This is a genomic window from Sinomonas sp. P47F7, from assembly GCF_049332655.1.
Taxonomy (GTDB): Bacteria; Actinomycetota; Actinomycetes; order Actinomycetales; family Micrococcaceae; genus Sinomonas.
The window spans coordinates 132,317-156,617 of record NZ_CP186327.1; the positions used below are offsets into that span (position 1 = coordinate 132,317).

The window sequence follows — 24,301 nt, forward strand, 5'->3', positions numbered from 1 at the left end:
ACTTCGTGCGCTACTCCCGAGTGGACTGCTCGTCCTCGTCCTCGACCATCGTGAGGACCTCGCGGAACACCTCGGCGTGCGCCGCGGCCGCCTCGGGGGAGTTGCTCGTCGACACGAGGTGAAGGGCGGAGAGGAGGAGCATCTGCACGATGTTCCCGATGACCGTCTCATCGTTCCAGGAATGGAACTCGGCCCCGGCGACGAGCGAATGCGTCGACACCTCGGCGAGGGCCGACTTGGCGTAGCTCGTGATCCCGATGACGGTGGCGCCCTGTTCTGCCGCGAGCCGCGCCGACCGCAGCGTGAAGCTGTTCATGCCGCTGTCGCTCACGGCCAGGCACACGTCCTCAGACGTGAGGAGCTTCGCGGCGATCTGCTGGGAGATGATGTCCGCCGGCGCCTCGCAGACACGCCCGCTCGTGAGGAAGCGGAGCGCGATCGACTGGGCGGGCGGCAGGGACGCGCCATTGCCGACGACGAAAAGGCGGCGGCAGGAGCGGATCGCGTTGGCGGCGGCCTCGAACTCGGCGTAGTCGAGCGCTCCGAGAGCGCTGCGGATCTCGTTCGCCGCCCGGCCGAAGATGCCGCTCACCACGTATTCGATGGAACCGGGCTCGCCGCTGTGATCCCCGTGACCGTTCGCGGTGCCCCATTCGGCGGCGCCGAGATCGCGGAGGAGGTACTGGCGGAGGTGCTGGAAGCCGTCGAAGCCGAGCCGCTTGCACGCGCGGACCACGGTCGCCGGGGACGTCTCCGTGCGCAGGGCGAGCTCCGAGACGGACATCTGCGCGACGTCCTCCGGATCGGTCACGCAGAGTTGCACGACCCGCCGCTCGCTCGGCACGAGTGAGGGGAGCAGCGACTGGAGGTAGGCCCGGGTTCCCCCGACCGGGGGTTCGGCGCGTTGCTGGGTCATTGTCCCGTCATAGCAGACGAAGTGAAACAGATGTTCACTTTTATCTCACGGGGCTGGGGTGGCGCGCGCAGGATCTGCCTGCGCGCGCCACCCAGCAGTGGCTTGAAAAAGGGCGGTTTCGGCCCCGGGATTCAGGCGGGACGGCGGCGCCCCACGAGGAACACGATAAACGTGATGATCGCGATGAAGAGCAAGAGGTGAACGCCTCCGCCGACATCCACGATCACGCCCAGAATCCAGAGCACGAAAAGGATCACCGAGGCCCAGAGCAACAGCATGGCAACCTCCTCTGAGGGAACTACTCGAGAACTATTCTGAGCATTGACGTCCCGAGGCGCCATGGTCTGATGAGGCGGGGCCCCGGTAGGCCTAGACTGCTCGCCGCCCTCGGACAAGGTGGACTATGAGGGCGATCACCGCCAGCACGATGAGGATGTGGACGATTCCGCCGAGGCTCGGGAGAGCAATGAATCCCAGCAGCCACAGAACAAAAAGAATGACCGCGATCCATAGCAGCACGATGGTCTCCTAACGTCTTTACGAACAGATGTGGAAGGGTTACCCGACCCCAGATAGTTCAAACGCCTCGGAATCGACGGCCGTTACGCCTCGGGCGATATCGGGAATCCTGCGCTCCTCGAGCCACGTTTTCTTCGTGTGAGTGAGGACGAGGCGCTCGACGCCTACTCGGAGATTGTGACGACGGTCGCGCGGCATCTGACCCCGCGCGTCGCCTCGGTGAGGACCGAGCGCGGCTCGGGCTCCGCCGTCGTGCTGAGCCAGGAGGGGCACCTGGTGACCAACGCGCACGTCGTGGGGCGAGTGGCTCGCGGCGAGGTGATGTTCGCCGACGGAATGAGCGGGCCCTTCAGCGTGATCGGGCGGGATCCGCTCTCCGACCTTGCGGTTCTGCGGACCGGGCTCCCGGTGCCCGAGCCGCCCGAGTTCGGGAACGCCGACCGCCTGCTCGTCGGCTCCCTCGTAGTCGCGGTCGGGAGCCCGCTCGGGCTCGAGGGCAGCGTGACGGCTGGGGTGGTGAGCGCGCTCGGTCGGTCGATGCCGGCCCGCGGCCGCACCGCGACGCGACTCATTGAGGACGTCATCCAGACCGACGCCGCGCTCAACCCGGGGAACTCCGGCGGCGCGCTCGCCGACTCTCGCGGACGGGTGGTGGGCATCAACACCGCCGTGGCCGGCGTGGGCCTCGGGCTCGCGGTGCCTATCAATGCGACGACGCGGCGGATCCTGCATTCGCTGCGTGAGGACGGCCGCGTGCGGCGGGCCTACCTCGGCCTCGTGAGTGTGCCGACGCCGCTCGACGAGCGGTGGGCCGTGCGCACCGGACGGCGGCGCGCCCTCCGCGTCGCCGAGGTCGTCGCGGGGAGCCCCGCCTCGGAGAGCGGCATCCGGCCGGGCGATCTCCTCCTCGCCATCAACGGCGCCCCGCTCGCCGACGCCCAATCGCTGCAGAAGCACATGTTCGAGGACGCGATCGGCCGGAGGACCGAGATCACCGTGCTGCGCGGCGATGCGATGGTCGACGTCGTCGCCCGGCCGGCCGAGCTCGCGGACTAATACGGGAGTAGGTGGCGGGTTCAGGCGGCCGCTGGAGTGATGGTGACGTTGTGGCCGAGGTTCTGGAGCTGGCGGATGGCCCTGTTGGTGGCTTTCTGTGGGTTGAGCCGGGTGTAGTAGTCGGCGCCGGGGTCGGTGTAGACCTCGCCGTTTCGAAGCATGTGCCAGGCCGCGGTCAGGATGGCGTGCTCGATTGCTACGACGGCCAAGACGGGGCCACGCCGGGCGGCGATGCGTCGGTACTTGGCGGCGAGGTAGGTCCCCTGGGCGCGCGAGACCGACATCGCGGCGACTCCGAGCGCGGCTTTGAGGTACTTGTCCCCGGGGCGGGTGTGCGACGACTTGACCCGCCCGGCCGACTCGTTCGAGCCGGGGCACACCCCGGCCCAGGACGCCAGATGCCCCGGGGTTTCGAACACGGCCATGTCCGCTCCGGTCTCGGCGATGATCACCTCCGCGACGGCGGTCGAGATGCCGGGGATCGTCGTCAGCGCCTGGCGGGCGAGGCGAAAGGGGGCGATCGCGTCCTCGATCCGTGCTGTGAGCCGGTCGATCATCCCGGTTGCCGTGTCGATCTGGGTCAGGTACTCCGTGACCATGAACGCGTGGTGGTCGGTGAACCTGCCCTGCAGCGCCTCGACCAGCTGCGGGATCTTGTTCCGCAGCGTCCCTCTGGCCAGCTGCGCCAGCTGCTGCGGATCCCGCTCTCCTGCGACCAGCGCGTCCAGGATCGCCCGGGACGAGGCCCCGGTCAGCTCGGAGGCGACCGCGGAGAGCTTGATCCCGGAGGACTCGAGGAACTTCTCCAGCCGCTGGACCTGCCGGGTCCGGTCCCGCACCGCCACCGCCCTGGCGCGGGTGAGGTCGCGCAGCTGCCGGATGGGCTCGGGCGGGACGAACGAGGGCCGCAGCAGCCCGTGCGCGGCCAGCTGAGCCAGCCACGCCGAGTCCGACACGTCGGTTTTTCGCCCCGGGATGTTCCTGGCCTGCTTCGCGTTGACCAGCATCACCGGAAGGCGGTCCTCCATCAGGAAGCAGAACGGCTTCCAGTAGTCGCTTGTCGCCTCCATCACCACCGTGGTGACCTGCTGGGCCTCGAGGAACTCGATCAGCTCCAGGATCTGCCCCACGGTGGAGCCCCACGTCGTCACGTCCGTCGTGAACGTGCCTGCGCGCTTGCCCGGGACCCGGACGGCGACCTTCGCGTCGCGTTTGGAGATGTCCATCCCCGCCGCACGCTCGTGCACCACGTCCATCGCCTGCTCCTCCCTCATCAGGTCGGCCGCGGGAAGGACAGGGATGAAGGTAAGGAATCTAACACTCCTGCTCGGGGCAACAATCCACGGTTCCCGTGGAAGTCCTTCCGCGCCAGGCTAAGGTACAGGCTCGCACGCACCATAGTCCGACCGGCGTCGCGCGGCCGACCTCACGAGGATCCGCCCCGAGGACGTAAGCCGACAAGAGGCGACCACACGCTACTCCCGACCCCCATAGCGCGGCAGCGCCCCTGAATCGCTAAGGCCGGCGCCGACAAGAGTGCGGCGCGCGGCCGGGGGCATGCGCGCCGAGCTCCGACACCGCCGTGAGATCGCGGCAATCAACTTGTTTCCTCCATGCCATTGACTATGAATATGTGACATGTACCATTGCACATATTAGTGACGCCGAACACACGGCGTTCGCTCGGAACCACCGTTCCTCGTGATTCATCCAGGGAAGATGGCCATGACTCTTTCACCCCCAGCAGACTCGAAGCTCGTTCCCCGCCTCGGCATCAAGCTCGACAACATCTCGAAGCGCTACGGGGACCATGTGGTGCTCGACGACGTCTCGCTCAACGTTGAGTCGGGAACCGTCACGGCGCTCATTGGTCCCTCCGGCGCAGGCAAGAGCACGTTCCTGCGCTGCATCAACCTGCTCGAACGCCCTGACGCCGGAACCATCCGCGTGGCGGGGCACACCATTGAGCCGGGCAAGACCGTGAACGCCCGCGACCTCGCCGCGCTCCGCAGCACCGTGGGGATGGTGTTCCAGTCGTTCAACCTGTTCCCACACATGACGGCGCTGAGGAACATCAGCTTCCCGCAGCAGCGCGTGCTCGGCCGCACCAGGGAGGAGGCCGACGAACGCTCGATGCAGCTCCTCGAGCGAGTGGGCCTCAAGGAGAAGGCGGGCCAGCACCCGGGCCGCTGCTCGGGCGGTCAGCAGCAGCGCATCGCGATCGCGCGGGCCCTGGCCCTGGATCCGAGCATCATGCTGTTCGACGAACCGACCTCGGCCCTCGACCCCGAGGTGGGCCTCGAGGTCCTCTCGGTCATGCGGGAGCTCGCCGCGGATGGCATGACGATGGTCGTGGTGACGCACGAGATGCAGTTCGCCCGCGACGTCTCCGACACGCTCGTCGTCATGGCGGACTGCAAGATCATCGAGCAGGGCGATCCCAGGGCCATCATGAGCGACCCGCAGGAAGCCCGGACGCGTCGCTTCCTGCGCGCGGTCCTGGAGCGCTGAGATGGATCCCTTCTCCGCCGTCCTCAACGGGCTGCCCCTCACCCTCGGGCTGACGCTCGGGGCGTTCGCCATCGGGATCCTCGGGGCCGTGCCGCTCGCACTCGGGCTTGCCTCGCCCGTGCTCCCGGTCCAGCTCGCGTGCCGGCTGTTCGTCGACTTGGTCCGCGGCGTCCCGATCATCGTGTGGCTCTTCCTGCTCAAGTTCGGCATCCAGGTGGGGACGTTCAAGTTCAACCCGGTGAGCGCCGCGATGGTGGGTCTCGGCGTCGTGTCCATCGCCTACCTCGCGGAGATCTACCGCGGTGGCCTCCAGGCGGTGCCGAAGGGCCAGCTCGAGGCCGCCCACGCCCTCGGGGTGCCGCGCGCCAGCACGTTCTTCGGCGTCGTGGTCCCGCAGGCCTTCCGGATCGTCTCGCCCTCGATCGCGACATACCTGGTCGGCCTGCTCAAGGACTCCTCCATCGCCTCGACGATCATCGTCGCGGAGATGGTGTTCCAGGCCCAGTCCTTCGCTCGGCAGCACCCCACGGTCGAGGGGATCCTGCCGTACATCATCGTCGGCCTCCTGTACATCGTCCTGAGCCTCCCCGTGGCCTACCTCTCCCGGACCCTCGACTCGCGCATGAGGAAGGCGATTCACGTATGAGCTGGCTTGCAGACTGGGCGGGCTACCTCCCGCAGATGATGTCCGGGCTCAGCGTGAGCCTCATGATCGCGGCCGTGTCGATCGTGGTCGGCTACCCCTTGGGCCTCGTGCTCAGCGTCATGGTCTCGCAGAAGAACCTGATCCTCCGCACGATCGCCCTCGCGGTCGTCGAGGTCGGGCGAGGCGCACCCGCCCTCGTCATCCTCTACCTCTTCTACTACGGGCTGCCGAAGTTCGGGATCGCGTTCGACAGCATCACGGCCGCGTGCCTCGCCCTCATCTGGAACGCCGCCGCGTACTCGAGCGAGATCATGCGGGCCGGGCTCCAGTCCGTGGCCCGTGGGCAGCGCGAGGCGTCGAACGCCCTCGGCCTCTCGCAGCGCGACACCTTCTTCCGGATCATCATGCCGCAGGGGATGCGCTCCGCGATCCCCGGCCTCATGGGCGTGGCGATCCAGATGTTCCAGGGAACGTCGCTCGCCTATGCGATCGCCGTCCCCGAGCTCATGAAGTCCGCGTACAACATCGGCAGCGAGGACTTCAACTACCTCGAGATCTTCGTGCTCGCGGGCGTCTGCTACGCCGTCATCTCGATGCCGGCGACGTGGATCACAGTGTTCTTCGAGAGGCGCTTGGCGCGCCACGCCTGAACCCGCCCACCCGCCCGACCTTCATCCCACCCCACCCCACCACCGAGAGGAACCCATGAAACCCCTCACCAAGCGCTCCGGCGCGCTGGCCGCCGTCGTCCTCGCCGCCGGGCTGAGCCTCACGGCCTGCGGAGGCTCGTCGACCGCCGCCCAATCCGACTGCACCCCGAAGCATCAAGGGGTTCAGACCGTGGCGCCCGGCAAGCTCACCATCGGCGTGATCGACATTCCGCCGTTCAGCAGCTACAACAGCGGCAAGCCGGCCGGCATCGACCTCGCGATCGCGAACAAGATCGCCAAGGACGAATGCCTCGCGCCCGTCTACCAGCAGGCCACCTACGCGGACGCGGTCCAGTCGATCTCGGGCGGCAACATCGACCTCGCGCTCGGCACGATCGACGCGACGGAGAAGCGCCTCAAGGCCGTGGACTTCTCCGCCTCGACGTACCTGGACGGCATGGGCATCGCGTCGAAGTCGGGCGCGGCGACCGTCTCCGACCTCGAGAAGATCGGCAAGGTCGGCACGATCGACGGCTACCTCTGGGTCGAAGACCTCAAGAAGATCCTCGGCGACAAGCTCGTCACCTACCCGAGCAGCGTCGAGCTCAAGGCGGACTTCGACGCCGGGCGCATCCAGGCGGACGTGGACGCCTACGGCGTCCAGGTGCTCCAGTTCAAGGGCGCCCAGGGCGTCACCGTCTCGCTCGCGAACGACAAGCCGGACCCCCGCGTAGGCGCCATCACTCAGGCTCCCGAGGCCGCGTTCCCGCTCACGAAGGGCAACAAGAGCCTCAAGCAGGCGCTCGACGACGGCATTGCCGCCCAGCGCGCGGACGGCACCATCACGAAGCTGCTCACCGACGCGGGCCTCGCAGCGGGCCTCGGCAAGGTGGCGGCCAAGCAGTACGTCGTCCCCGCAAGCTGACCCTCGACGCCGGGGCGCCGAGCCCCGGCGTCACCCTCCCAATCTGTGCAATGTCACATGGTAAGATTGCCGTGAGGCGCATCACAGAGGGCGGTGTCCGCGCACGCCGCCCTCGCCTCCCCGAAAGGACCTGACTATGACCGCAAACCGCAAGCCCTGGCACGGCGTCCTCGTCGCGACCGCATTGCCCTTTGGGGGCAATGGCACAGACGATCACAGCGTCGACTTCGACGCCTACGCCGAACACGTCCGCTTCCTCGCGGGGGCGGGGTGCGACGGCGTGGCACCCAACGGCTCCCTGGGCGAGTACCAGACGCTCAGCGACGAGGAGCGCGCCCGGGTCATCACGACGGCGGTCGAGGCCGCCCCCGAGGGCTTCACCGTCATGGCCGGCGTGGGCGCCTACGGGGGCCTCCAGACGCAGCGCTGGGCCGAGCAGGCCGCCGAGGCCGGTGCCCACGCGCTCATGCTCCTCCCGCCCAACGCGTACCGCGCGAACGAGGAAGAGGTCGTGGACCACTACCGCAGGGCGGCGACAGTGGGCCTTCCGATCGTCGCCTACAACAACCCCATCGACACCAAGGTGGACCTCACGCCGCGCCTCATCGCGCGGCTGCACTCCGAGGGCCTGATCGTGGGCGTCAAGGAGTTCAGCGGCGACGTCCGCCGGGCCTACGAGATCAAGGAGCTCGCGCCGGAAGTGGACCTGCTCATCGGTACGGACGACACGGTCGTCGAGATGGGCCTGGCCGGGGCCGTCGGCTGGGTGGCCGGCTACCCGAACGCGCTTCCCGAGTCGACGGTGGAGCTGTACCGCCTCTCGACGTCGGGCAACGTGGCGGACCTCGAGCGCGCCCGCGAAATCTACCGCGATCTGCACTCGCTCCTGCGCTGGGACTCCAAGACGGAGTTCGTCCAGGCGATCAAGCTCTCGATGGACGTCGTGGGCCTCAGGGGCGGCGCGTGCCGCCCACCCCGTGGGCCGCTCGCGCCCGAGGCCCGCGACGCCGTCGTCAGGGCCACGGAGGCCGCCCTCGCGAAGGGCTATAAGTAACCACACGTCATCGATTGCTCCATAACTGTCGTTATGAGCGTCCAAAACGACAGTTGTGGAGCACTCGATCCTCCCGACCCAGGAGCGAAGCATGAGAACGAACCGCATCTTCCACGCCGTCGACTCCCACACCGAGGGGATGCCGACGCGGGTCATCACGGGCGGCATCGGGACGATCCCGGGCTCGAGCATGGCCGAGCGCCGCCTGTGGTTCATGGAGCACAGCGACTGGATCCGCACCCTCCTCATGTTCGAACCCCGCGGCCACGCGTCGATGAGCGGAGCGATCCTCCAGCCGTCCACGCGGCCGGACGCGGACTTCGGCGTGCTGTACATCGAGGTCTCGGGCCTCCTGCCCATGTGCGGCCACGGCACGATCGGGGTGGCGACCGTGCTCGTCGAGACGGGCATGGTCGACGTCGTCGAGCCGGTTACGACCGTGCGCCTCGACACCCCGGCGGGTCTTGTCGTCGCCGAGGTGGCCGTGCGCGACGGGCACGCGGAATCCGTCACGATCACGAACGTGCCCTCGTTCTCGGATCGGCTCGACGCCTCGATAGAGGTCCCCGGCTTCGGGACCGTCGCGTACGACCTTGCGTTCGGCGGCAACTTCTACGCGATCGTGGACCTCGACTCCCTCGGACTCCCGTTCGAGCGCTCGCGCAAGGACGATCTCCTCAAGGCCGGCCTCGCGATCATGGACGCGATCAACGAGGCCGACGAGCCCGTGCACCCCGAGCGCGCGGACATCCGCGGCTGCCATCACGTGTACCTCAAGGCTCCGGGTTCGAACGCGGAACACTCGCGGCATGCAATGGCCATCTACCCCGGCTGGTTCGACCGGTCCCCGTGCGGCACCGGCACGAGCGCCCGGATGGCCCAGCTCCACGCGCGCGGCGAGCTCGCCCTGGGCGCGGACTTCGTGAACGAGTCCTACATCGGGTCGAGATTCATCGGCCGCCTCGTGGGGGAGACGGAGGTGGCGGGGCGGCCCGCCGTGATCCCGACCGTCACGGGCCGGGCGTGGGTCACGGGCACGGCGCAGTACTTCCTCGACCCCACCGACCCGTTCCCGCAGGGGTTCCTCCTGTGAGCCTGGGGGTGAGCGCGAGCTCGAACCTGAGGACCGGGAGCCTCCCGTACTTCGACGCCGCGGCCGTGCGCGCGGCGACGCCATGGGCGGACGCCGTCGCGGCCCTCGAGCGCGCCCTCCTGAATGGCGTGGACCCCGAGGAGGACGGCCCGCGCCTCTTCAGCCCCGCGCCGGGCGGCGAGTTCCTGCTCATGCCCGCATCCGGCCCGGCCTACAGCGGGGTCAAGGCCCTCACCGTCGCGCCAGGCAACCCGGCGCGGGGCCTCGAGAAGATCCAAGGCGTCTACGTCCTCGTCGACTCGGACACCCTCGCTCCCCTCGCCGTCATGGACGGCACCGAGCTCACGGCAATCCGCACCCCGGCGACGACGCTCCTCGCCGTCACGAGGATCCTCGGCGCCGCCCCCGAAGGCGCCCCCGAGAACCCCCGCGTGCTCGCCTTCGGTGCGGGGATCCAGGCACTGAACCACCTCCGCGCGGCGCACGCCCTTGTGCGCGGGGCGAGCCTCGCCGTCGTCGGCCGCCGTCCCGAGCGCGTCCGTGAGCTCGTCGCGACGCTCGCCGCCGAGGGGATCGACGTCCGGGAGGCGAGCGTCGCCGAGGTGCCGACCGCCGACGTCGTCCTGTGCACGACGTCGTCCGCCACGCCCCTGTTCGACGGCGCACTCGTCGCGCCGGGCGCCGTGGTCGCCGCCGTCGGCCAGCACGGGCTCGACGCGCGGGAGGTGGACGCGACCCTCGTCCGGCGTAGCGACGTCGTGGTTGAGGGCCGGGCCTCCGCGCTCCGCGAGGCCGGCGATCTCATCCCGGCCCGAAGCGTCGAGGAATGGGACGCCCTTCGTCCGGTCAACCTGCGCGAGCTCGTGCAGGGCAAGCTCGTGCGTACCCCCGGCCGCCCGTGCCTCTACGCGGGCGTGGGCATGGCCTGGGAGGACCTCGTGACCGCGGCCTTGGTGTATGAAGGGGGCACGAGAGAATGACGTCCGCCCAAGGAGTCTCCGTGTCTTCGACCAGCAACCTGCCCCTCGCCCCGCTCGGCCCGCAGCGGAGCCTGCGCGAGTCCGTCACCGAATCCCTGCGTGCGGCGATCATCGCCGGCGCGCTCGAGGAGGGGACGCTCTACTCCGCGCCGGCGCTCGGCGCCGCGTTCGGCGTCTCGGCGACGCCCGTGCGCGAGGCCATGATGGACCTAGCCCGGGAGGGGCTCGTCGAGACCGTGAAGAACAAGGGTTTCCGCGTCACGCGGATGAGCGACCGCGAGCTCGACGAGATCGCCGCGATCCGGCTGCTCCTCGAGCCGCCCGTCGTGGCGGACATCGCCGGGACCGTCCCGCCGGCCGGGATCGCGGCCCTGCGGCGCCTCGCCGACGCGATCGTCACCGCCGCGCGGCTCGGAGACCTCGCGGCGTACCTCGCCGCCGACCGGGACTTCCACGCCGAGCTGCTGCGCTACGGCGGCAACGGCCAGCTCGTCGAGCTGGCCACGAGCCTCCGCCTGCGCACGCGCATGTACGGCCTGCGGTCCCTCAGCGAATCGAATCGGCTCGCCGATTCGGCCCAAGAGCACCACGAGCTCCTCGACCTCATCGAGGCGGGCGACGGCGGCGCCGCCCTTGCGCTCATGCGTCGCCACATCGGCCACGCGCGCGGGCTCTGGGCCACCGGCGAGCAGGAGTCACCACCCGAGGAGGGCGCATGACGGCGACCCGAGCTGGGCTGGCCAGCGACGTCGTCGTGATCGGGGCCGGCGTCATCGGTGCGGCCACCGCCTACTTCGCGGCCCGGCAGGGCCTCAGCGTCATCGTCGTGGACCAGGGGCTCCCGGCGAGCGGGACCTCGTCCGCGTGCGAGGGCAACATCCTCGTCTCGGACAAGGAGCTCGGCCCCGAGCTCGAGCTCACGCGCTACTCGCTCGGCGTGTGGCACGGCGACCTCGCCGAGCACAAGGAGCTGTGGGAGTTCGAGTCCAAGGGCGGGATCATCGTCGCGTCGCGCGAGAGCAGCCTCGAGTCCCTCCAGCGCGTCATGGCGGTCCAGAAAGGCTTCGGCGTGGCCGTCGAGGAGCTGGACCCCCGTGCCCTGCGCGACGCCGAGCCGAGCATCTCCCCGGACGCGCTCGGCGGCGCCTACTATCCCGAGGACTGCCAGGTCCAGCCGATGCTCGTCGCGGCCCAGCTCGTCCGGCTCGCCGTCGCCGCGGGGGCCACGTTCCACGCGGAGACCCGCGTCACGGGGTTCCTCCGCTCAGGTGAGCGCGTCACCGGCGTGCGGACCTCGCGGGGCGACTTCGCCGCGGAGGCGGTCGTCAACTGCACCGGCACGTGGGCGGGTGAGCTCGCCTCGCTCGCGGGCGTGGACGTTCCCGTGATGCCGCGCCGCGGCTTGGTCATGGTGACCGAACCGCTCCCGCCGATGGTGCACCACAAGGTCTACGCGGCCGAGTACATCGACAACGTGGGCAGTTCCGACGCCGGGCTGCAGGCTTCCCCGGTGGTCGAGGGCACGCCGAGCGGCACGATTCTCATCGGCTCGACGCGCGAGCGTGTGGGCTTCGACCGCACCGTGAGCGTCGACGCGCTCCGGCTCCTGGCCCGCAACGCGATCGGGCTCTTCCCGTTCCTCGAGCACGTCGCGGCGATTCGCCACTACCACGGCTTCCGGCCGTATTGTCCGGACCACCTCCCGGTCATCGGGCACGACGAGCGCGCCCCCGGCCTCTGGCACGCGGCCGGCCACGAGGGCGCGGGCATCGGCCTGTCCGTCGGCACGGGCAAGCTCCTGGCCCAGGGCCTCGCGGGCCACACGCCCGATCTCGATCTCTCACCCTTCGCCCCGGCCCGCTTCGGCACAGCCCGCTTCGGCACAGCCCGCTTCGGCGCGGCCGGCGCTCCCGGAAACCGTCGCGAGGAGGCCACGGCATGAGGACGACCCCAAGGGCTTCGGGCGCACCCGCTTCGGGCGTACCCGCCGTCGCATTCAGCTTCAACGGCGACCCCCTCGAGGCTGGCGCCGGCCAGACGCTCGGTGCCGCGCTCATGGCCGCCGGCATCCCCGCGTGGCGCACGACCCGCAAGGCCGAGCGTCCCCGCGGGCTCTTCTGCGGGATCGGCGTGTGCTTCGACTGCCTTGTGACGGTCGACGGCGCGGCGAACCAGCGCGCGTGCCTCGTCGAGGTGCGCGAAGGGATGCGCGTCGAAGGCTCCCCCGCTCTCGCCGAGGGTGCCAGCACAGCCGAGGGTGCCGGCACGGCCGGGGGAGGCGCAGCGTGAGCGCCGGCGTCACCCGGGCGGACGTCGCCGTCGTCGGCGCCGGTCCCGCGGGCCTCGCCGCCGCGGTCGCGGCCGCCGAGGCGGGGGCGAGCGTCGCCGTCGTCGACGCCGCGACGCAGCCGGGCGGCCAGTACTGGCGCCACCGCCCCGAGACGGCGGTCCCCTCGCCCGACGGTCGCGGACACCACGACTGGGACGTCTACCTCGATTTGCGCGCCCGCTTCGACGCGGCTCGCGGCCGCGGCCGCATCACCTACTTGCCCGGCCGCCAGGTCTGGATGGCGCAGAAGGACGAACGGGGCTTCACCCTCCGCACCGCGCCCACGGTCGCACCCCTCGCCTCGGGGGCACCCCTCGCCTCGGGGGCACCCCCCGCCTCGGGCGCACCCCCCGTTGCGCCGTCACGTCCGCAGGGTGCCCACCCTGCGGACGCGACGGCGCAACCAGACGGCGGGGCTGGTCCGGTCGGCGGGCCACCCTCGGGCTCGGCTGTCGCCGCGGCCCGGCTCGTGCTGTGCCCGGGCGGCTACGACCGTCAGCTCCCCGTTCCCGGCTGGGACCTCCCCGGGGTCATGGCCGCGGGCGGGATCCAGGCGTTCGTCAAGGCCAACGGCGTGCTGCCCGGCCGGCGATTCGTCGTCGCCGGTACGGGGCCGTTCCTCCTGCCCGTCGCCGCGAACATCGCCGAGGCCGGGGGAGAGGTCGTCGCGGTGCTCGAGTCCTCGTCACCGCTCGCCTGGCTCCCGCACGTGCGCGCCGCGGCGGGCGTCCCCGAGAAGGCCCGCGAGGGTGCCGAGTACGCGGCGGTGTTCGCGCGGCACCGCATCCCGTACCGGACGCGAACCGTCGTCACGGAGATCCTCGGGGAGACGCGCGCCGCGGGCGTCCGCGCGGCCCGGGTCGACGCGGACGGCCGCGTCCGGCCCGGGACGGAGCGCACGTACGCAGACGTGGACGTCGTGGGCTTCGGCTGGGGCTTCACTCCCCAGCTCGAGCTGCCGGTCTCCCTCGGCGCGGAGACACGGGTGGACGCGGACGGCTCGCTCGTCGGCGTCGTGGACGCGCGCCAGGAGTCGAGCGTCCCGGGCCTCTTCCTTGCGGGGGAGGTGACGGGAGTCGGCGGCGCCGCGCTCGCGGTCCTCGAGGGCCTTGCCGCCGGGGCGGCCGCCGCGAACGGTTCGCCGCGTCCCGCCGCGGAGCTCGCCCGCGCCGAGCGGCATCGCCGTTTCGCCCACGCGATGCACCGCGCGCACCCAGTGCCCGCCGCGTGGCACGAGTGGCTCACGCCCGAGACCACCGTGTGCCGCTGCGAGGAGGTGAGCGCCGCCCAGATCACTTCGGCGCGGGACGGGCTCGGGGCCGGCGACGCGCGCTCTCTCAAGTCATTTACCCGCGCCGGGATGGGATGGTGCCAGGGCCGCGTGTGCGGCTTCGCGGCGTCGTGCCTCGGGGCGGGCGGTGGCGGGGAGCCTTCCCATGCGTCCTTGGCCGCGTCCGCGAAGCGGCCCCTCGCGGCGCCCGTGAGCATCGGCGAACTCGCTGCGCTCGACCCCACCGACAGCTGACCTCCGCCTCATGAGAAAGGAAAGCCGATGACCGCTGTTCGCTCCGAACCCATCCCACCCGCCCGACCCTCCCAGACAGCCGAACCCACGCCCGCCGTCGACCTCGAATCTGTTCTGGACGCCGCCCAGCGTGCCGCCGCCCCGCTCGCGGCCCTGCGTCCCGCTGAGCGCGCGCGCCTCCTCGACGCCGTGGCGGCGGCGCTCGACGCCGCCGCCGGCGAACTCGTGCCCGTCGCCCAGGCCGAGACCCACCTGCCTGAGGGGCGCCTCCGCGGCGAGCTCAAGCGCACCACGTTCCAGCTCCGTCTCTTCGGCGAATTCCTGCGCGACGGCGGCTACCTCGACGCGCGCATCGACCACGCCGACGCGGAGTGGCCCATGGGCGCACCGCGTCCGGACCTGCGGCGAGTGCGGGTCCCCCTCGGCCCGGTCGTCGTCTTCGCGGCCAGCAATTTCCCGTTTGCGTTCTCGGTCGCGGGCGGGGACACCGCGTCCGCGCTCGCCGCCGGGTGCCCCGTGCTGCTCAAGGCGCATTCGGGCCACCTCGGACTCTCCCGGCTCACGGCCGAGGTCGTCGCGGCGGCCCTCGCCGAGGCCGGCGCCCCTGAGGGCACCTTCGCGCTCCTCGTCGGCACGGAGGCAGGAGCCGCGGCCCTGCGCGACCCGCGCGTCGCGGCGGGCGCCTTCACGGGATCGATCCCCGGCGGGCGCGCCCTCTTCGACATCGCGAGCTCGCGGCCCGTGCCCATCCCGTTCTACGGCGAGCTCGGAAGCAACAACCCCGTCTTCGTGACGGAGGCCGCGGCCGCCGGGCGCGGCGCCGAGATCGCCGCGGGCTTCGTGGGCTCGTTCACGCTCGGCGCGGGGCAGTTCTGCACGAAGCCGGGAACCCTCGTGGTTCCGGCCCGCTCGGGCCTCGTCGGGGAGCTCCGCCGGTCCGCCCTCCCGCCCGCCGCGCAGCTCCTCAACGAGCGCATCCAGGCGGGCTACGCCGGCGTGCTCGAGGGGCTCGCGGCGCATCCGCGGATCGAGGTCCTCGTGCAGGGCCCAGACCCGCTCGCCGATCCGCCCAGCCCAACCCTCCTGCTCACCACGGCCGCGGACATGCTCGCCGATCCGCACGCGCTGCAGGCCGAGTGCTTCGGGCCCACCGCCGTCGTCGTGACGTACGACGACGAGTCCCAGCTCGCGCCGCTCGCCGAGTCCTTCGAGGGGCAGCTCACGGCGACGATCCACGGCACCGAATCGTGCGACGTCGCCGGGCTCGTCGAGGTGCTCTCGCGCAAGGCCGGCCGCGTGCTGTGGAACCAGTGGCCCACGGGAGTCTCGGTGACCTATGCGCAGCAGCACGGCGGCCCCTACCCGGCGACGACCTCTGTCACCTCGACCTCCGTCGGCACCGCCGCGATCGACCGCTTCCTGCGCCCCGTCGCCTACCAGGGCTTCCCGCAGCACCTCCTGCCCGAGGCGCTCCGCGACGCCAACCCGCTCGGCGTGCCGCGGCTTGTGGACGGGGCGCGGGAGGAATAGGCGCAGACATGTGCGGGGGCGGCGGACTCATGCTCTCCCGCAAGAATGTCCCGCCCTCAACGTCAGTTAGGGCGGGACATTTCTCGGCGCGGGGGTGGCCTCCCCGACCTACAGCTCGACGGTGCCGCGGATCCCGACGACAGTGTCTCCGCCGACCCACACCTCCGTGCCTTCCGCGGCGAGGCGGATGAGCCCGCGCCGCCCGAGTGCCGTGCCCTGCTGGGCGATGTACGACGACGGCGCGCGCCCGCTCCCGATGAGCCACTGGGCGAGCCCGGCGCTGAGGCTGCCCGTGACCGGGTCCTCGGGGACGTCGAGGCTTGGTGCGAAGCCGCGGACCTCGAAGTGGACCCCAGCGAGGCGGGCGTCCGAGCCCTCAGGGTAAGGCCCGACGACGCCCACGAGGTAGTCGCCCATCGCGGTGTAGTCCGGCTCGAGCGCGAGCACGTCGGCGGCGTCCCGCAGGAGCACCCCAACCCAGCCGGGGCCGTTGTCCACCCAAGCCGCGTCGACGACGTCGTCTGCCCCGAGCCTCAGCGAGCCGACGACGGCGGCGAGGTCCGAGGCGTCAACCGGCCCCGAACGCCGCAGCGGGGGCGCCGCGAAGGCGAGCCGCCCGCCGTCGTCCGCGATGGTGACGAGACCCACCCCGCATTCCTGCACGAGCCGCCCCGCCGTGGCCGGGACGCCGCCAGCGTCGAGCCAAGCCCGAGCGGAGCCGAGCGTCGGATGGCCGGCGAACGGGATCTCGCCGCCCGGCGTGAAGATGCGCAGGCGGTAGTCGGCGCCGGGACGCGTGGGCGGCAGGAGGAACGTCGTCTCGGAGAGGTTGGTCCAGCGCGCGAACGCGGCCATGTCCTGGTCCGCGACGGCCCCGGCGTCATGCACCACCGCGACCGGATTGCCCCGCAGGAATTCGGACGTGAAGACGTCCACTTGGCTGAATCGCCGGCTCATACGAGCTCCATCCCGTCCTCGAGTTCGACCGTGCGGCCCTCGGCGAGGCCCGTGAGCGCGGAGCGCACGTTCTGGGCGCCGTGCGCGCCGAAATGCGATGCGAAGTCCTCGTCCGCGAGGAACTTCCATTCGGTCAGCTCTTCCTCCTGGAGCACGACTTCCGCGCCCTCGGGGAGCTGGCCGCCGTCGTACAGGAAGGAGAGCCCGTCCCCGATGGGGTCGGGGAACGCGGAGTGGGCCACGAGGAGGAGCGCGCCCGGCTCGATGTCGAGGCCGAGTTCCTCCCGTCCCTCGCGGCGCGCGGCCGTGCGCGGCGCCTCCCCGGGGTCCACGGTCCCGCCCGGAAGCAGCCAGCCGTCCTTGTAGTTCGGCTTCACGACGAGCACGCGACCGTCACCGTCGCGGATCACGAGTCCGGCGGCGACCCGGCGGCGCGGAAGCGTGCGGAAGTACTCCCGGCTCACCGGGCTGAGATCCTCCATGGGTTCGAGCGTACCCGGGGTACCGTGACCGCGTGAGCTACCTGCACAGCGCCCCCGTGGCCTTGGCCCACCGCGGCTTCTCCCTCGCGGGCCTCGAGAACACGCTCACGGCCTTCCGTGCGGCGTGGGACCTCGGCTTCACACACCTCGAGACGGACGTGCACGCGACCGCGGACGGCGTCCTCGTCGCGTTCCACGACGACACGCTCGACCGCGTCACCGACCGGACCGGCCGGATCGCGGACCTGACCTGGCGCGAGGTCTCCGAGGCGCGGATCGGTGGCGTGGAGCGCGTGCTGCGCTTCGACGAGCTCGCGGAGGCGCTGCCCGCCGCGCGGCTCAATGTCGACGTCAAGACTGCCGAGGCCGTTGTCCCGTTCGCGGACGCGATCGAGCGCCTGGGCCTCCACGACCGCGTCCTCGTCGCCTCGTTCTCGGACGCGCGGCGCAGGGCGGTCCTCGCGCGGCTTTCGCGCCACGTCGCGTCCTCGGCGGGCGTGAGGACGATCGCACTGCTCGCCGTGGCGGGGCCCGTCCTCCCGTCGGGGGTGCTCGGGAGGGCGCTGCACGACGTCGACTGCCTCCAAGTCCCGGAGCGCCGGGGCCCGCTGCGGATCGTCACGCCGGCCTTCGTGGCCCGGGCGCACTCCCTCGGAAAGCAGGTCCACGTGTGGACCGTGAACGAGCCTGCGAACATGAACCGGCTCCTGGACCTCGGCGTCGACGGCCTCGTCACGGACCGGGCCGACCTCCTGCGTGACGTCCTCGTGGCGCGGCGCGCATGGCCAATCGGCGGTTGACAAGGGGAAACTCCTCGGAGTTGCCCGGCAATTGCCCGTGAAGTTGGCAACGCCCAGCCGAAATCTCGTAGAACACTCCCGTCTCGGCCAGGTGCCGCCGTCGTGCGCTGAAAGGATCTCGCTTGGCCGCCCCGCGCGGCCGGAGGCACGAGGCGCGCACGAGCGCGCCGGAACGGAGAAGCATGAAGACCAGCACGAAGCGCGCAGTCGCCGCGGTGTTCGGCGCGGCGCTCGCCGCGACGGGCGTCGCGAGCGCCGCCGTCGCGGCGCCGGGCGACGGCCCGCAGAAGGCCAACTCAGGCAAGCACGTCGTCCTCCTCTCGGTGGACGGCCTGCACCAGTCGGACCTCGACTGGTACGTCACGGCGCACCCGAGCTCCGCGCTCGCCGCCCTCGTGGGCCACGGCACGGACTACACGAACGCCCAGACCCCGGTCCCGTCGGACTCCTTCCCGGGCATGGTCGGCCAGGTCACGGGCGGGAACCCCGGCACCACGGGCGTGTACTACGACGACACCTGGAACCGGAACCTCCTGCCGGCCGGCACGACGAACTGCGCGACGGCGACACCCGGCGCCGAGGTCGCCTACACCGAGGGCGCGGACCGCAACCCGAACGCCCTCGACGCTGGTCAGGGCCTCGCGGGCCTTCCGAACAGCATCCTCCAGATGACCGGCACCCCCCGCTCGCTCCTCGACCCGAGCCAGCTCCCCGTCGACCCCACCACGTGCAAGCCCGTGTACCCGAACGAGTACCTCAAGGTGAACACGGTCTTCGAGGTCGCGAAGCAGGCCGGCCTCCGGACCGCGTGGTCGGACAAGCACGCCGCCTACGACATCCTGAGCGGCCCGTCCGGGACCGGAATCGACGACCTGTTCGCGCCGGAGATCAACTCCGACGCGTCGATCGCGGGGTTCAAGGGCGACTGGACCAAGGACAACGCCGCGACCCAGCAGTATGACGGCTACAAGGCTCAGGCCGTGCTCAACGAGATCGCGGGCAAGGACCACTCCGGCGCGACGAACGCGGGCGAGCCCGCCGTGTTCGGCATGAACTTCCAGAGCATCTCCACGGCTCAGAAGCTCCCGAAGTCGGACGGCCTCGCCGGCGGCTACCTCGCCGACGGCGTGACGCCCGGCCCGCTGCTGTCCAAGGCGCTCGACTTCGTCGACGCCCAGGTCGGCAAGATGACCGCCGCGATCGCCAAGACGCCGGATGCCAAGAAGACCACGGTGATCCTCTCGGCCAAGCACGGCCAGTCCCCGATGGACCCCGCGTCCCTCAAGCGCGTCGACGACGGTCCCATCATCGACGGCCTCAACGCGGCCTGGCGCGCGGCCGGCCACGCGAGCGACCTCGTGGCCTTCGCGACGGATGACGACGTCATGCAGCTCTGGCTCAACGAGCACACGCAGGCGGCCGCCGACTTCGCGAAGCAGTACCTGACCTCCCACGCGGCCGCCGGCAACAACATCGGCGGCTCGGCGATCACGGTCCAGAACTCGGGCCTCGGGACGGTGTACGCGGGCTCGCAGGTGGCCGACTACTTCCACGCCTCGGCCACGGACGAGCGCATCCCGGACATCTTCGGCATCGTCCAGCACGGCGTGGTCTACACGGGCGGCAAGGGCAAGATCGCCGAGCACGGCGGCGCCGACGCCCAGGACCGCCACGTGCCGATCGTCGTCTCGAGCGGCACCGACTCGGGCGCGGCCACGGTCTCCGCCCCGGTCGAGACCACGCAGATCGCCCCGACGATCCTGCGTGCGCTGGGCCTCGACGTGAACGCCCTCGAGGCGGTCAAGATCGAGGGCACGAAGGCTCTCCCGCAGAGCTAGTGCAGATCAGGGTCCGGGGGCTCGTCCCTTCGTGCCCACTTTGAGGCCTGAATCGTCTCCGCCCTCGGCGCGTCGCTCAATGGCGCGCCGGGGGCGGAGCCGCTAGATGGGCACGAAGGCTCACTCGGGCTCGCTCTGCCCCGCGACGGCCCGCTCGATGCGCCGATCCGGCACGATCCAGAGCGCCGCAACGGCAACATACGCGGCCACGCTCACCCACACGGACAGGAACGCACCCGCGCAGCCCACCACGTAGACGGCCATGGACCACTTGCCCTTGGCGTCGTTCCGGATGGCGTGCCGCAGCGGGCTCTCCGCGCCCTGGATCCGGATGAGCCGGGTCTGGAGGATCGTGTACGAGATCGCCGCGAGCAGGAGGTTGATCCCGTACAGGAGCACGGGCAGCGTGCTGAGGCTGCTCTCGTCCATCCATCGGGTGGTGAACGGCACGATCGAGAGCCAGAACAGAAGATTCAGGTTGGCCCACAGCGCCCCGCCGTCCACCCGGTTGCTGAGGTGCATGAGGTGGTGGTGGTTGGTCCAGTAGATCCCGATGTATACGAAGCTCAGCACGTACGTGAGCAGGGTCGGCAGCACCTCGAGCATGCCGTGCAGGTCCGGGGTGTTCGGGGTCTTGAGTTCGAGCACCATGATGGTGATGGCAATGGCCAGGACACCGTCACTGAAGGCCTCGACGCGATTGGTCTCCACGGTGACATTGAAACACTCGGCGCCGCGAGTGCGCGGCTGGCAGGATGAGGGAATGCGCATCCTCATTGCCCCGGACAAGTTCAAGGGCTCCCTCACCGCGGCCCAGGCCGCCGACGCGATGGCCGAAGGCGCCCTGAGCGTCTACCCGGACGCCGAGGTCACCCGCGTGCCGATCGCCGACGGCGGCGAAGGCACCCTCGAGGCGGCCGTCGCGGCGGGCTTCGAGGAGAGGAACAACGCCGTGGTCGGGCCGATCCTGCGGCCGGTCGGAGCGTCGTGGGCGATCAGGGGCACGACGGCGGTCATCGAGACCGCGCAGTCCTCGGGCCTCGCGCTGCTCGACTCCGGGCCGACTCCCGAGGCCGCGGGTCGCGCACACTCGTACGGCGCGGGTCAGCTCATTGCCGCCGCGCTCGACGCGGGGGCCACCGAGATCGTCCTCGGCCTCGGCGGCTCGGCGATGACCGACGGCGGTTCGGGTGCCCTCCGCGCGCTGGGCCTCAAGCCGCTCAACGCCGCGGGCAACGTCGTGCCGCTGGGCGGCGCGGCGCTCGCGGACGTCGTCACGATCGACGCTTCCGAACTCGACCCGCGTCTGGCCCGCGCGCGGTTCCGCATCGCCGTCGACGTCCGGAACCCGCTCCACGGTCCCGATGGCGCGGCGCACGTGTTCGGCCCGCAGAAGGGCGCGGACCCGGAGACGGTCGCCGCGCTCGACGCCGGCCTCAGCACGTGGGCGCGAGTCCTCGCCGAGTCGACGGGTCGCGACGTCGACGTCCCCGGCTCGGGCGCGGCGGGCGGCTTCCCGGCGGCGTTCCTCGCGTATACGGGGGCCGAGCTCGAGAGCGGCTTCGAACTCGTCGCCGACCTCGTGGGCCTCGACGAGAAGCTCGACGGCGCTGACCTCGTCATCACGGGCGAGGGCTCCCTCGACGGCCAGTCGCTCACGGGCAAGGCTCCGATCGCCCTCGCGGACCGGGCGCGTGAGCGGGGAATCCCCGTGGTCGCGGCAGCCGGTCGCATCCTCGCGACCCCGGAGGAGCTCGCCGAGCACGGCATCGAGGTGGCGGGCGCGCTCGTGGACCTCGCGCCGAGCCCGGCCGAGGCGATGGCGGAGGGCGCCGCATACCTCCGACGAGCGGTCGCGGAGCTCCTGGCCGGCGCATAATCGTGGCGCAACGAAGGAGATCCACCGTGACATCGCCTGAGAGCATCCGCACCCGAAGCCTCGCCGTGCCCGACGCCGAAGGGCTCGCGCGCGTGCAGAAGCGCACGCTCACCGTGGTCGTGGCCGGTCAGGTGCTCGGGGGCGCCGGGCTCGCCGCGGGCATCTCGGTGGGCGGCCTCCTCGCGCAGTCCATGCTCGGTTCAGACGGACTGGCCGGCCTGCCGACGGGACTCTTCACGCTGGGCTCGGCGCTCACGGCCTTCCTCGTGGGCCGCTTCACTCAGCGCTGGGGTCGCCGCGCGGGCCTCGGCATCGGATTCGCCGCGGGCGGCCTCGGCGCGGCCGGCGTCGTGATAGCGGCCGTGACCGGCCTCGTGCCGCTCCTCTTCGTCTCGCTCTTTGTCTACGGCGCCGGCACCGCGACCAACCTCCAGGCCCGCTATGCCGGGACGGACCTCGCCGCGCCGTCGCGCCGCGGCACGGCGGTGAGCATCGCCATGGTCTCGACGACCCTCGGCGCCGTGGCCGGCCCGAACCTCATCACGCCCCTCGGCGACCTCGCGGCGAGCCTCGGCATCCCGCCGCTCGCCGGCCCGTTCCTGCTCGCCGCCGTCGCCTATCTCGCTGCGGGCGCGGTCCTCTTCGCGCTCCTGAGCCCGGACCCCTACTTGCTCGCGCGCGCCATCACCCAAGCGGAGCGCGCGGACGACGGCGGGACCTCGCCCGCCGTCGTCGTCCCTCGTCCCGCGCGAGGCGCCTATGCGGGCGCGACGGTGATGATCCTGACACAGATTGCGATGGTCGCGATCATGACGATGACGCCGATCCACATGCGCGCGCACCATCAGAGTCTCGCCGCCGTGGGCCTCGTGATCGGCCTGCACGTCGGCGCGATGTACCTGCCGTCGCTGCTCACGGGCGCGCTCGTGGACAGGATCGGCCGGGTGCCGATGGCGATCGCCTCCGGGGTGACTGCTCGCGGCCGGGGCCGTCGCGGCGGTGGCGCCCGGCGATTCGCTCGGGCTGCTGATCGTCGCGCTCGTGCTGCTCGGCCTGGGCTGGAACTTCGGCCTGATCTCGGGAACGGCGCTCGTCATTGACGCGACCGTGCCCGAGAACCGCCCCCGCACGCAGGGCACCATCGACGTCCTCATCGCGCTGGCCGGCGCGGGCGGGGGAGCGATGTCCGGCGTCGTCATGGCGTCCTCGAGCTACGGGACGCTCTCGCTCGCCGGCGGCTTCCTTTCGCTCCTGCTGATCCCGGTCCTGTTCTGGACGCACCGCCCGCGGGCGGCGACGGCCTAGGCCCGAGTAGCCTCGGCGCGCGCGAGCCGGCGCGAGCGGCCGCCGATCCCGGTCACGACCGCGAACGCGAGAGCCGCCGCGACGGCCGAGGCGGCAGCCACGAGTCCGAGGCCGGTCGCGTTGTGCTCGCCGCCCAGGCCCACGAGCGGCGCAGCGAGGCCGCCGAACAGGAATCGGGTGAGCCCGAGCAGTGACGATGCGGTCCCCGCGATGTCGCGATACCCGGACAGCGCGAGCGAGGTCGACGGCGGATTGGTCACAGCGACCCCCGCGACCATCGTGAAGAGCGAGACGATGACCGCGACGAGGGGCAGATGCAGCAGCGCCGTCACGAGAAGGAGCAGCGCCCCCGCGACGCACAGCACGAGGCCGATCGCGGGCGTTCGCCGCTCCGACCAACGCTCCGAGGTGCGCCCCGACGTGAAGCCGAACACCATGAAGCCCAGCGAGTTGAGCCCGAACGCGAGCGCGTACTGCTGCGGCGTGAGCCCGTAGATCCCCTGGAGCACGAACGTCGCGCCGGCCAGGTACGCGAACAGGGCGGCGCCCGTGAAAGCCGTGACGAGGAGGGAGGCCACGAACGTGCTGTCCGAGAGCAGCCGCCCGAAGCTGCGCATGGTGTGGGGGAGCCCGCCCTCGGTCCTGAGCTCGGCGGGGAGGGTCTCGCGGAAGATGATCGCGGACGCCACGAGGATCCCCACCCCGGCGACCGCGAGGAACACGAACGCCCCGCGCCAGTCCGTGAACGCGGCGATCTGCCCGCCGATCACGGGCCCGATGATCGCGGCGAGCCCGCCGAGCACGGCAAGCCGGCCGTAGTAGCGCACGAGCTTCCCGCCCGAATACAGGTCGCGGCCCGCCGCCTGCGCGGTCACGATGCCCACGGAGCCCGCGAGGCCCTGCACGAGTCGCGCGGCGATGAGCGTCTCGATCGTGGGGCTTGCCGCGCACAGCGCCGAGGCAGCGATGTAGGCGACGATCCCGATCAAGAGCGGGCGACGGCGGCCGAACCGGTCCGAGAGCGGGCCCGCCACAATCTGGCCGAAGGCGAGGCCCAGGAGGCATGCCGACACCGTCAGTTGGGCGGTCGAGGTCTCCGCGTGGAGGTCCCGCGTGAGCGCGGGCAGCACCGGGAGGTACAGGTCCATCGAGATGGGGCCGAACGCCGTGAGCAGGCCGAGCACCACGGCGAGCGAGCGGCTCACGGTGCGCTGGGTGGTGCGCGTCGAGGCGTCGGTTGCGGTCATGGCGTCCCTATCGGTCGTAGCTTTGTGTCCTCTCAGGTAATCAGCTTGGCGCTGTGCGG

Annotated in this window: 26 protein-coding genes; 18 read left to right on the forward strand and 8 right to left on the reverse strand. The window is 71.2% G+C overall.

The genetic code is table 11. The annotated features are described in order from the left end of the window. Positions 1–10: 10 nt before the first annotated feature. The 3 genes from ACOKR1_RS00660 to ACOKR1_RS00670 form a co-directional block, all read right to left on the reverse strand. Positions 11–916, reverse strand: a complete 906-nt coding sequence (locus ACOKR1_RS00660; protein ID WP_422934869.1) for a MurR/RpiR family transcriptional regulator — start codon at positions 914–916, stop codon at positions 11–13. A 131-nt stretch (positions 917–1,047) separates the two neighbouring features. Further along, positions 1,048–1,194 (reverse strand): DUF5670 family protein, encoded by a 147-nt coding sequence (locus tag ACOKR1_RS00665; protein ID WP_422934870.1) that lies wholly within the window; start codon positions 1,192–1,194, stop codon positions 1,048–1,050. Between the two features lie 91 nt (positions 1,195–1,285). Further along, positions 1,286–1,435, reverse strand: coding sequence for a lmo0937 family membrane protein (locus tag ACOKR1_RS00670; protein ID WP_415855441.1), 150 nt, complete (start codon positions 1,433–1,435; stop codon positions 1,286–1,288). Between the two features lie 138 nt (positions 1,436–1,573). On the opposite strand from ACOKR1_RS00670, the gene ACOKR1_RS00675 reads away from it, so the two are divergent. After that, entirely contained in the window at positions 1,574–2,491 is a 918-nt protein-coding gene (locus ACOKR1_RS00675; RefSeq protein WP_415855440.1) for a S1C family serine protease, read from the forward strand. A gap of 20 nt (positions 2,492–2,511) precedes the next feature. On the opposite strand, the gene ACOKR1_RS00680 is transcribed toward ACOKR1_RS00675, so the two are convergent. Then, a complete protein-coding gene (locus ACOKR1_RS00680) occupies positions 2,512–3,747 on the reverse strand; it encodes an IS110 family transposase (protein WP_422934871.1) in 1,236 nt (411 codons plus the stop codon). Positions 3,748–4,210: 463 nt separating this feature from the next. Here ACOKR1_RS00680 and ACOKR1_RS00685 point away from each other — a divergent pair, with 463 nt between their 5' ends. The 12 genes from ACOKR1_RS00685 (at position 4,211) to ACOKR1_RS00740 (ending at position 15,734) form a co-directional block, all read left to right on the forward strand. Further along, positions 4,211–5,002 carry an amino acid ABC transporter ATP-binding protein gene (locus ACOKR1_RS00685; protein ID WP_422934872.1) on the forward strand — a complete coding sequence of 264 codons (792 nt, stop codon included), beginning with the start codon at positions 4,211–4,213 and terminating at the stop codon, positions 5,000–5,002. Position 5,003: 1 nt separating this feature from the next. Next, on the forward strand, positions 5,004–5,648 hold the full coding sequence (locus ACOKR1_RS00690; protein WP_422934873.1) for an amino acid ABC transporter permease: 645 nt from the start codon (positions 5,004–5,006) through the stop codon (positions 5,646–5,648). After that, complete coding sequence (locus ACOKR1_RS00695) at positions 5,645–6,298, forward strand: amino acid ABC transporter permease (protein WP_422934874.1); 654 nt, start codon at positions 5,645–5,647, stop codon at positions 6,296–6,298. The genes ACOKR1_RS00690 and ACOKR1_RS00695 overlap by 4 nt, the downstream gene beginning before the upstream one ends. Before the next feature lie 55 nt (positions 6,299–6,353). Then, complete coding sequence (locus tag ACOKR1_RS00700; RefSeq protein ID WP_422934875.1) at positions 6,354–7,223, forward strand: substrate-binding periplasmic protein; 870 nt, start codon at positions 6,354–6,356, stop codon at positions 7,221–7,223. A gap of 136 nt (positions 7,224–7,359) precedes the next feature. Beyond that, positions 7,360–8,277, forward strand: coding sequence for a dihydrodipicolinate synthase family protein (locus tag ACOKR1_RS00705; RefSeq protein WP_422934876.1), 918 nt, complete (start codon positions 7,360–7,362; stop codon positions 8,275–8,277). 91 nt (positions 8,278–8,368) lie between these two features. Further along, complete coding sequence (locus ACOKR1_RS00710) at positions 8,369–9,370, forward strand: proline racemase family protein (RefSeq protein WP_422934877.1); 1,002 nt, start codon at positions 8,369–8,371, stop codon at positions 9,368–9,370. Positions 9,371–9,378: 8 nt separating this feature from the next. Further along, positions 9,379–10,350 (forward strand): ornithine cyclodeaminase family protein, encoded by a 972-nt coding sequence (locus tag ACOKR1_RS00715; RefSeq protein WP_422934878.1) that lies wholly within the window; start codon positions 9,379–9,381, stop codon positions 10,348–10,350. A 20-nt stretch (positions 10,351–10,370) separates the two neighbouring features. Further along, a complete protein-coding gene (locus ACOKR1_RS00720) occupies positions 10,371–11,069 on the forward strand; it encodes a GntR family transcriptional regulator (protein ID WP_422934879.1) in 699 nt (232 codons plus the stop codon). After that, entirely contained in the window at positions 11,066–12,292 is a 1,227-nt protein-coding gene (locus tag ACOKR1_RS00725; protein ID WP_422934880.1) for an NAD(P)/FAD-dependent oxidoreductase, read from the forward strand. The genes ACOKR1_RS00720 and ACOKR1_RS00725 overlap by 4 nt, the downstream gene beginning before the upstream one ends. Further along, positions 12,289–12,639 carry a (2Fe-2S)-binding protein gene (locus ACOKR1_RS00730; protein WP_422934881.1) on the forward strand — a complete coding sequence of 117 codons (351 nt, stop codon included), beginning with the start codon at positions 12,289–12,291 and terminating at the stop codon, positions 12,637–12,639. The genes ACOKR1_RS00725 and ACOKR1_RS00730 overlap by 4 nt, the downstream gene beginning before the upstream one ends. Next, positions 12,636–14,204 carry an NAD(P)/FAD-dependent oxidoreductase gene (locus tag ACOKR1_RS00735; protein WP_422934882.1) on the forward strand — a complete coding sequence of 523 codons (1,569 nt, stop codon included), beginning with the start codon at positions 12,636–12,638 and terminating at the stop codon, positions 14,202–14,204. Before ACOKR1_RS00730 ends, ACOKR1_RS00735 begins: the two co-directional genes overlap by 4 nt. A 27-nt stretch (positions 14,205–14,231) precedes the next feature. Beyond that, entirely contained in the window at positions 14,232–15,734 is a 1,503-nt protein-coding gene (locus tag ACOKR1_RS00740) for an aldehyde dehydrogenase (NADP(+)) (RefSeq protein ID WP_422934883.1), read from the forward strand. 108 nt (positions 15,735–15,842) lie between these two features. On the opposite strand, the gene ACOKR1_RS00745 is transcribed toward ACOKR1_RS00740, so the two are convergent. After that, complete coding sequence (locus tag ACOKR1_RS00745) at positions 15,843–16,691, reverse strand: PhzF family phenazine biosynthesis protein (protein WP_422934884.1); 849 nt, start codon at positions 16,689–16,691, stop codon at positions 15,843–15,845. Beyond that, positions 16,688–17,173 (reverse strand): NUDIX domain-containing protein, encoded by a 486-nt coding sequence (locus ACOKR1_RS00750; protein WP_422934885.1) that lies wholly within the window; start codon positions 17,171–17,173, stop codon positions 16,688–16,690. The genes ACOKR1_RS00745 and ACOKR1_RS00750 overlap by 4 nt, the downstream gene beginning before the upstream one ends. Positions 17,174–17,205: 32 nt before the next feature. Here ACOKR1_RS00750 and ACOKR1_RS00755 point away from each other — a divergent pair, with 32 nt between their 5' ends. Continuing rightward, entirely contained in the window at positions 17,206–17,973 is a 768-nt protein-coding gene (locus ACOKR1_RS00755; RefSeq protein ID WP_422934886.1) for a glycerophosphodiester phosphodiesterase, read from the forward strand. A gap of 182 nt (positions 17,974–18,155) precedes the next feature. Further along, a complete protein-coding gene (locus ACOKR1_RS00760; RefSeq protein ID WP_422934887.1) occupies positions 18,156–19,811 on the forward strand; it encodes an alkaline phosphatase family protein in 1,656 nt (551 codons plus the stop codon). Positions 19,812–19,931: 120 nt separating this feature from the next. Here ACOKR1_RS00760 and ACOKR1_RS00765 read toward each other — a convergent pair whose 3' ends face one another. Then, on the reverse strand, positions 19,932–20,522 hold the full coding sequence (locus tag ACOKR1_RS00765) for a TMEM175 family protein (protein ID WP_422934888.1): 591 nt from the start codon (positions 20,520–20,522) through the stop codon (positions 19,932–19,934). Between the two features lie 52 nt (positions 20,523–20,574). Between ACOKR1_RS00765 and ACOKR1_RS00770 the strand changes: the two genes are divergently transcribed. Genes ACOKR1_RS00770 through ACOKR1_RS00780 form a run of 3 tightly spaced genes read left to right on the forward strand, consistent with a single transcriptional unit; the run spans position 20,575 to position 22,995 of the window. Further along, positions 20,575–21,690 (forward strand): glycerate kinase, encoded by a 1,116-nt coding sequence (locus tag ACOKR1_RS00770; protein ID WP_422934889.1) that lies wholly within the window; start codon positions 20,575–20,577, stop codon positions 21,688–21,690. A gap of 26 nt (positions 21,691–21,716) precedes the next feature. After that, entirely contained in the window at positions 21,717–22,790 is a 1,074-nt protein-coding gene (locus tag ACOKR1_RS00775; RefSeq protein WP_422934890.1) for an MFS transporter, read from the forward strand. Continuing rightward, the gene (locus ACOKR1_RS00780; protein ID WP_422934891.1) at positions 22,732–22,995 is read left to right on the forward strand and encodes a hypothetical protein; all 264 of its coding nucleotides are present in this window, start codon (positions 22,732–22,734) and stop codon (positions 22,993–22,995) included. The genes ACOKR1_RS00775 and ACOKR1_RS00780 overlap by 59 nt, the downstream gene beginning before the upstream one ends. On the opposite strand, the gene ACOKR1_RS00785 is transcribed toward ACOKR1_RS00780, so the two are convergent. Continuing rightward, positions 22,992–24,242, reverse strand: coding sequence for a multidrug effflux MFS transporter (locus ACOKR1_RS00785; protein WP_422934892.1), 1,251 nt, complete (start codon positions 24,240–24,242; stop codon positions 22,992–22,994). The two genes, ACOKR1_RS00780 and ACOKR1_RS00785, sit on opposite strands and share 4 nt — an antisense overlap. Positions 24,243–24,301: the final 59 nt, after the last annotated feature.

Coding starts and splice junctions, on each gene's coding strand:
- ACOKR1_RS00695 (WP_422934874.1), top strand. CDS start 5,645: ATGAGCTGGCTTGCAGACTGGGCGGGCTACCTCCCGCAGATGATGTCC.
- ACOKR1_RS00750 (WP_422934885.1), bottom strand. CDS start 17,173: ATGGAGGATCTCAGCCCGGTGAGCCGGGAGTACTTCCGCACGCTTCCG.
- ACOKR1_RS00665 (WP_422934870.1), bottom strand. CDS start 1,194: ATGCTGTTGCTCTGGGCCTCGGTGATCCTTTTCGTGCTCTGGATTCTG.
- ACOKR1_RS00700 (WP_422934875.1), top strand. CDS start 6,354: ATGAAACCCCTCACCAAGCGCTCCGGCGCGCTGGCCGCCGTCGTCCTC.
- ACOKR1_RS00680 (WP_422934871.1), bottom strand. CDS start 3,747: ATGGACGTGGTGCACGAGCGTGCGGCGGGGATGGACATCTCCAAACGC.
- ACOKR1_RS00685 (WP_422934872.1), top strand. CDS start 4,211: ATGGCCATGACTCTTTCACCCCCAGCAGACTCGAAGCTCGTTCCCCGC.
- ACOKR1_RS00690 (WP_422934873.1), top strand. CDS start 5,004: ATGGATCCCTTCTCCGCCGTCCTCAACGGGCTGCCCCTCACCCTCGGG.
- ACOKR1_RS00740 (WP_422934883.1), top strand. CDS start 14,232: ATGACCGCTGTTCGCTCCGAACCCATCCCACCCGCCCGACCCTCCCAG.
- ACOKR1_RS00730 (WP_422934881.1), top strand. CDS start 12,289: ATGAGGACGACCCCAAGGGCTTCGGGCGCACCCGCTTCGGGCGTACCC.
- ACOKR1_RS00760 (WP_422934887.1), top strand. CDS start 18,156: ATGAAGACCAGCACGAAGCGCGCAGTCGCCGCGGTGTTCGGCGCGGCG.
- ACOKR1_RS00745 (WP_422934884.1), bottom strand. CDS start 16,691: ATGAGCCGGCGATTCAGCCAAGTGGACGTCTTCACGTCCGAATTCCTG.
- ACOKR1_RS00660 (WP_422934869.1), bottom strand. CDS start 916: ATGACCCAGCAACGCGCCGAACCCCCGGTCGGGGGAACCCGGGCCTAC.
- ACOKR1_RS00705 (WP_422934876.1), top strand. CDS start 7,360: ATGACCGCAAACCGCAAGCCCTGGCACGGCGTCCTCGTCGCGACCGCA.
- ACOKR1_RS00785 (WP_422934892.1), bottom strand. CDS start 24,242: ATGACCGCAACCGACGCCTCGACGCGCACCACCCAGCGCACCGTGAGC.
- ACOKR1_RS00770 (WP_422934889.1), top strand. CDS start 20,575: ATGCGCATCCTCATTGCCCCGGACAAGTTCAAGGGCTCCCTCACCGCG.
- ACOKR1_RS00725 (WP_422934880.1), top strand. CDS start 11,066: ATGACGGCGACCCGAGCTGGGCTGGCCAGCGACGTCGTCGTGATCGGG.
- ACOKR1_RS00710 (WP_422934877.1), top strand. CDS start 8,369: ATGAGAACGAACCGCATCTTCCACGCCGTCGACTCCCACACCGAGGGG.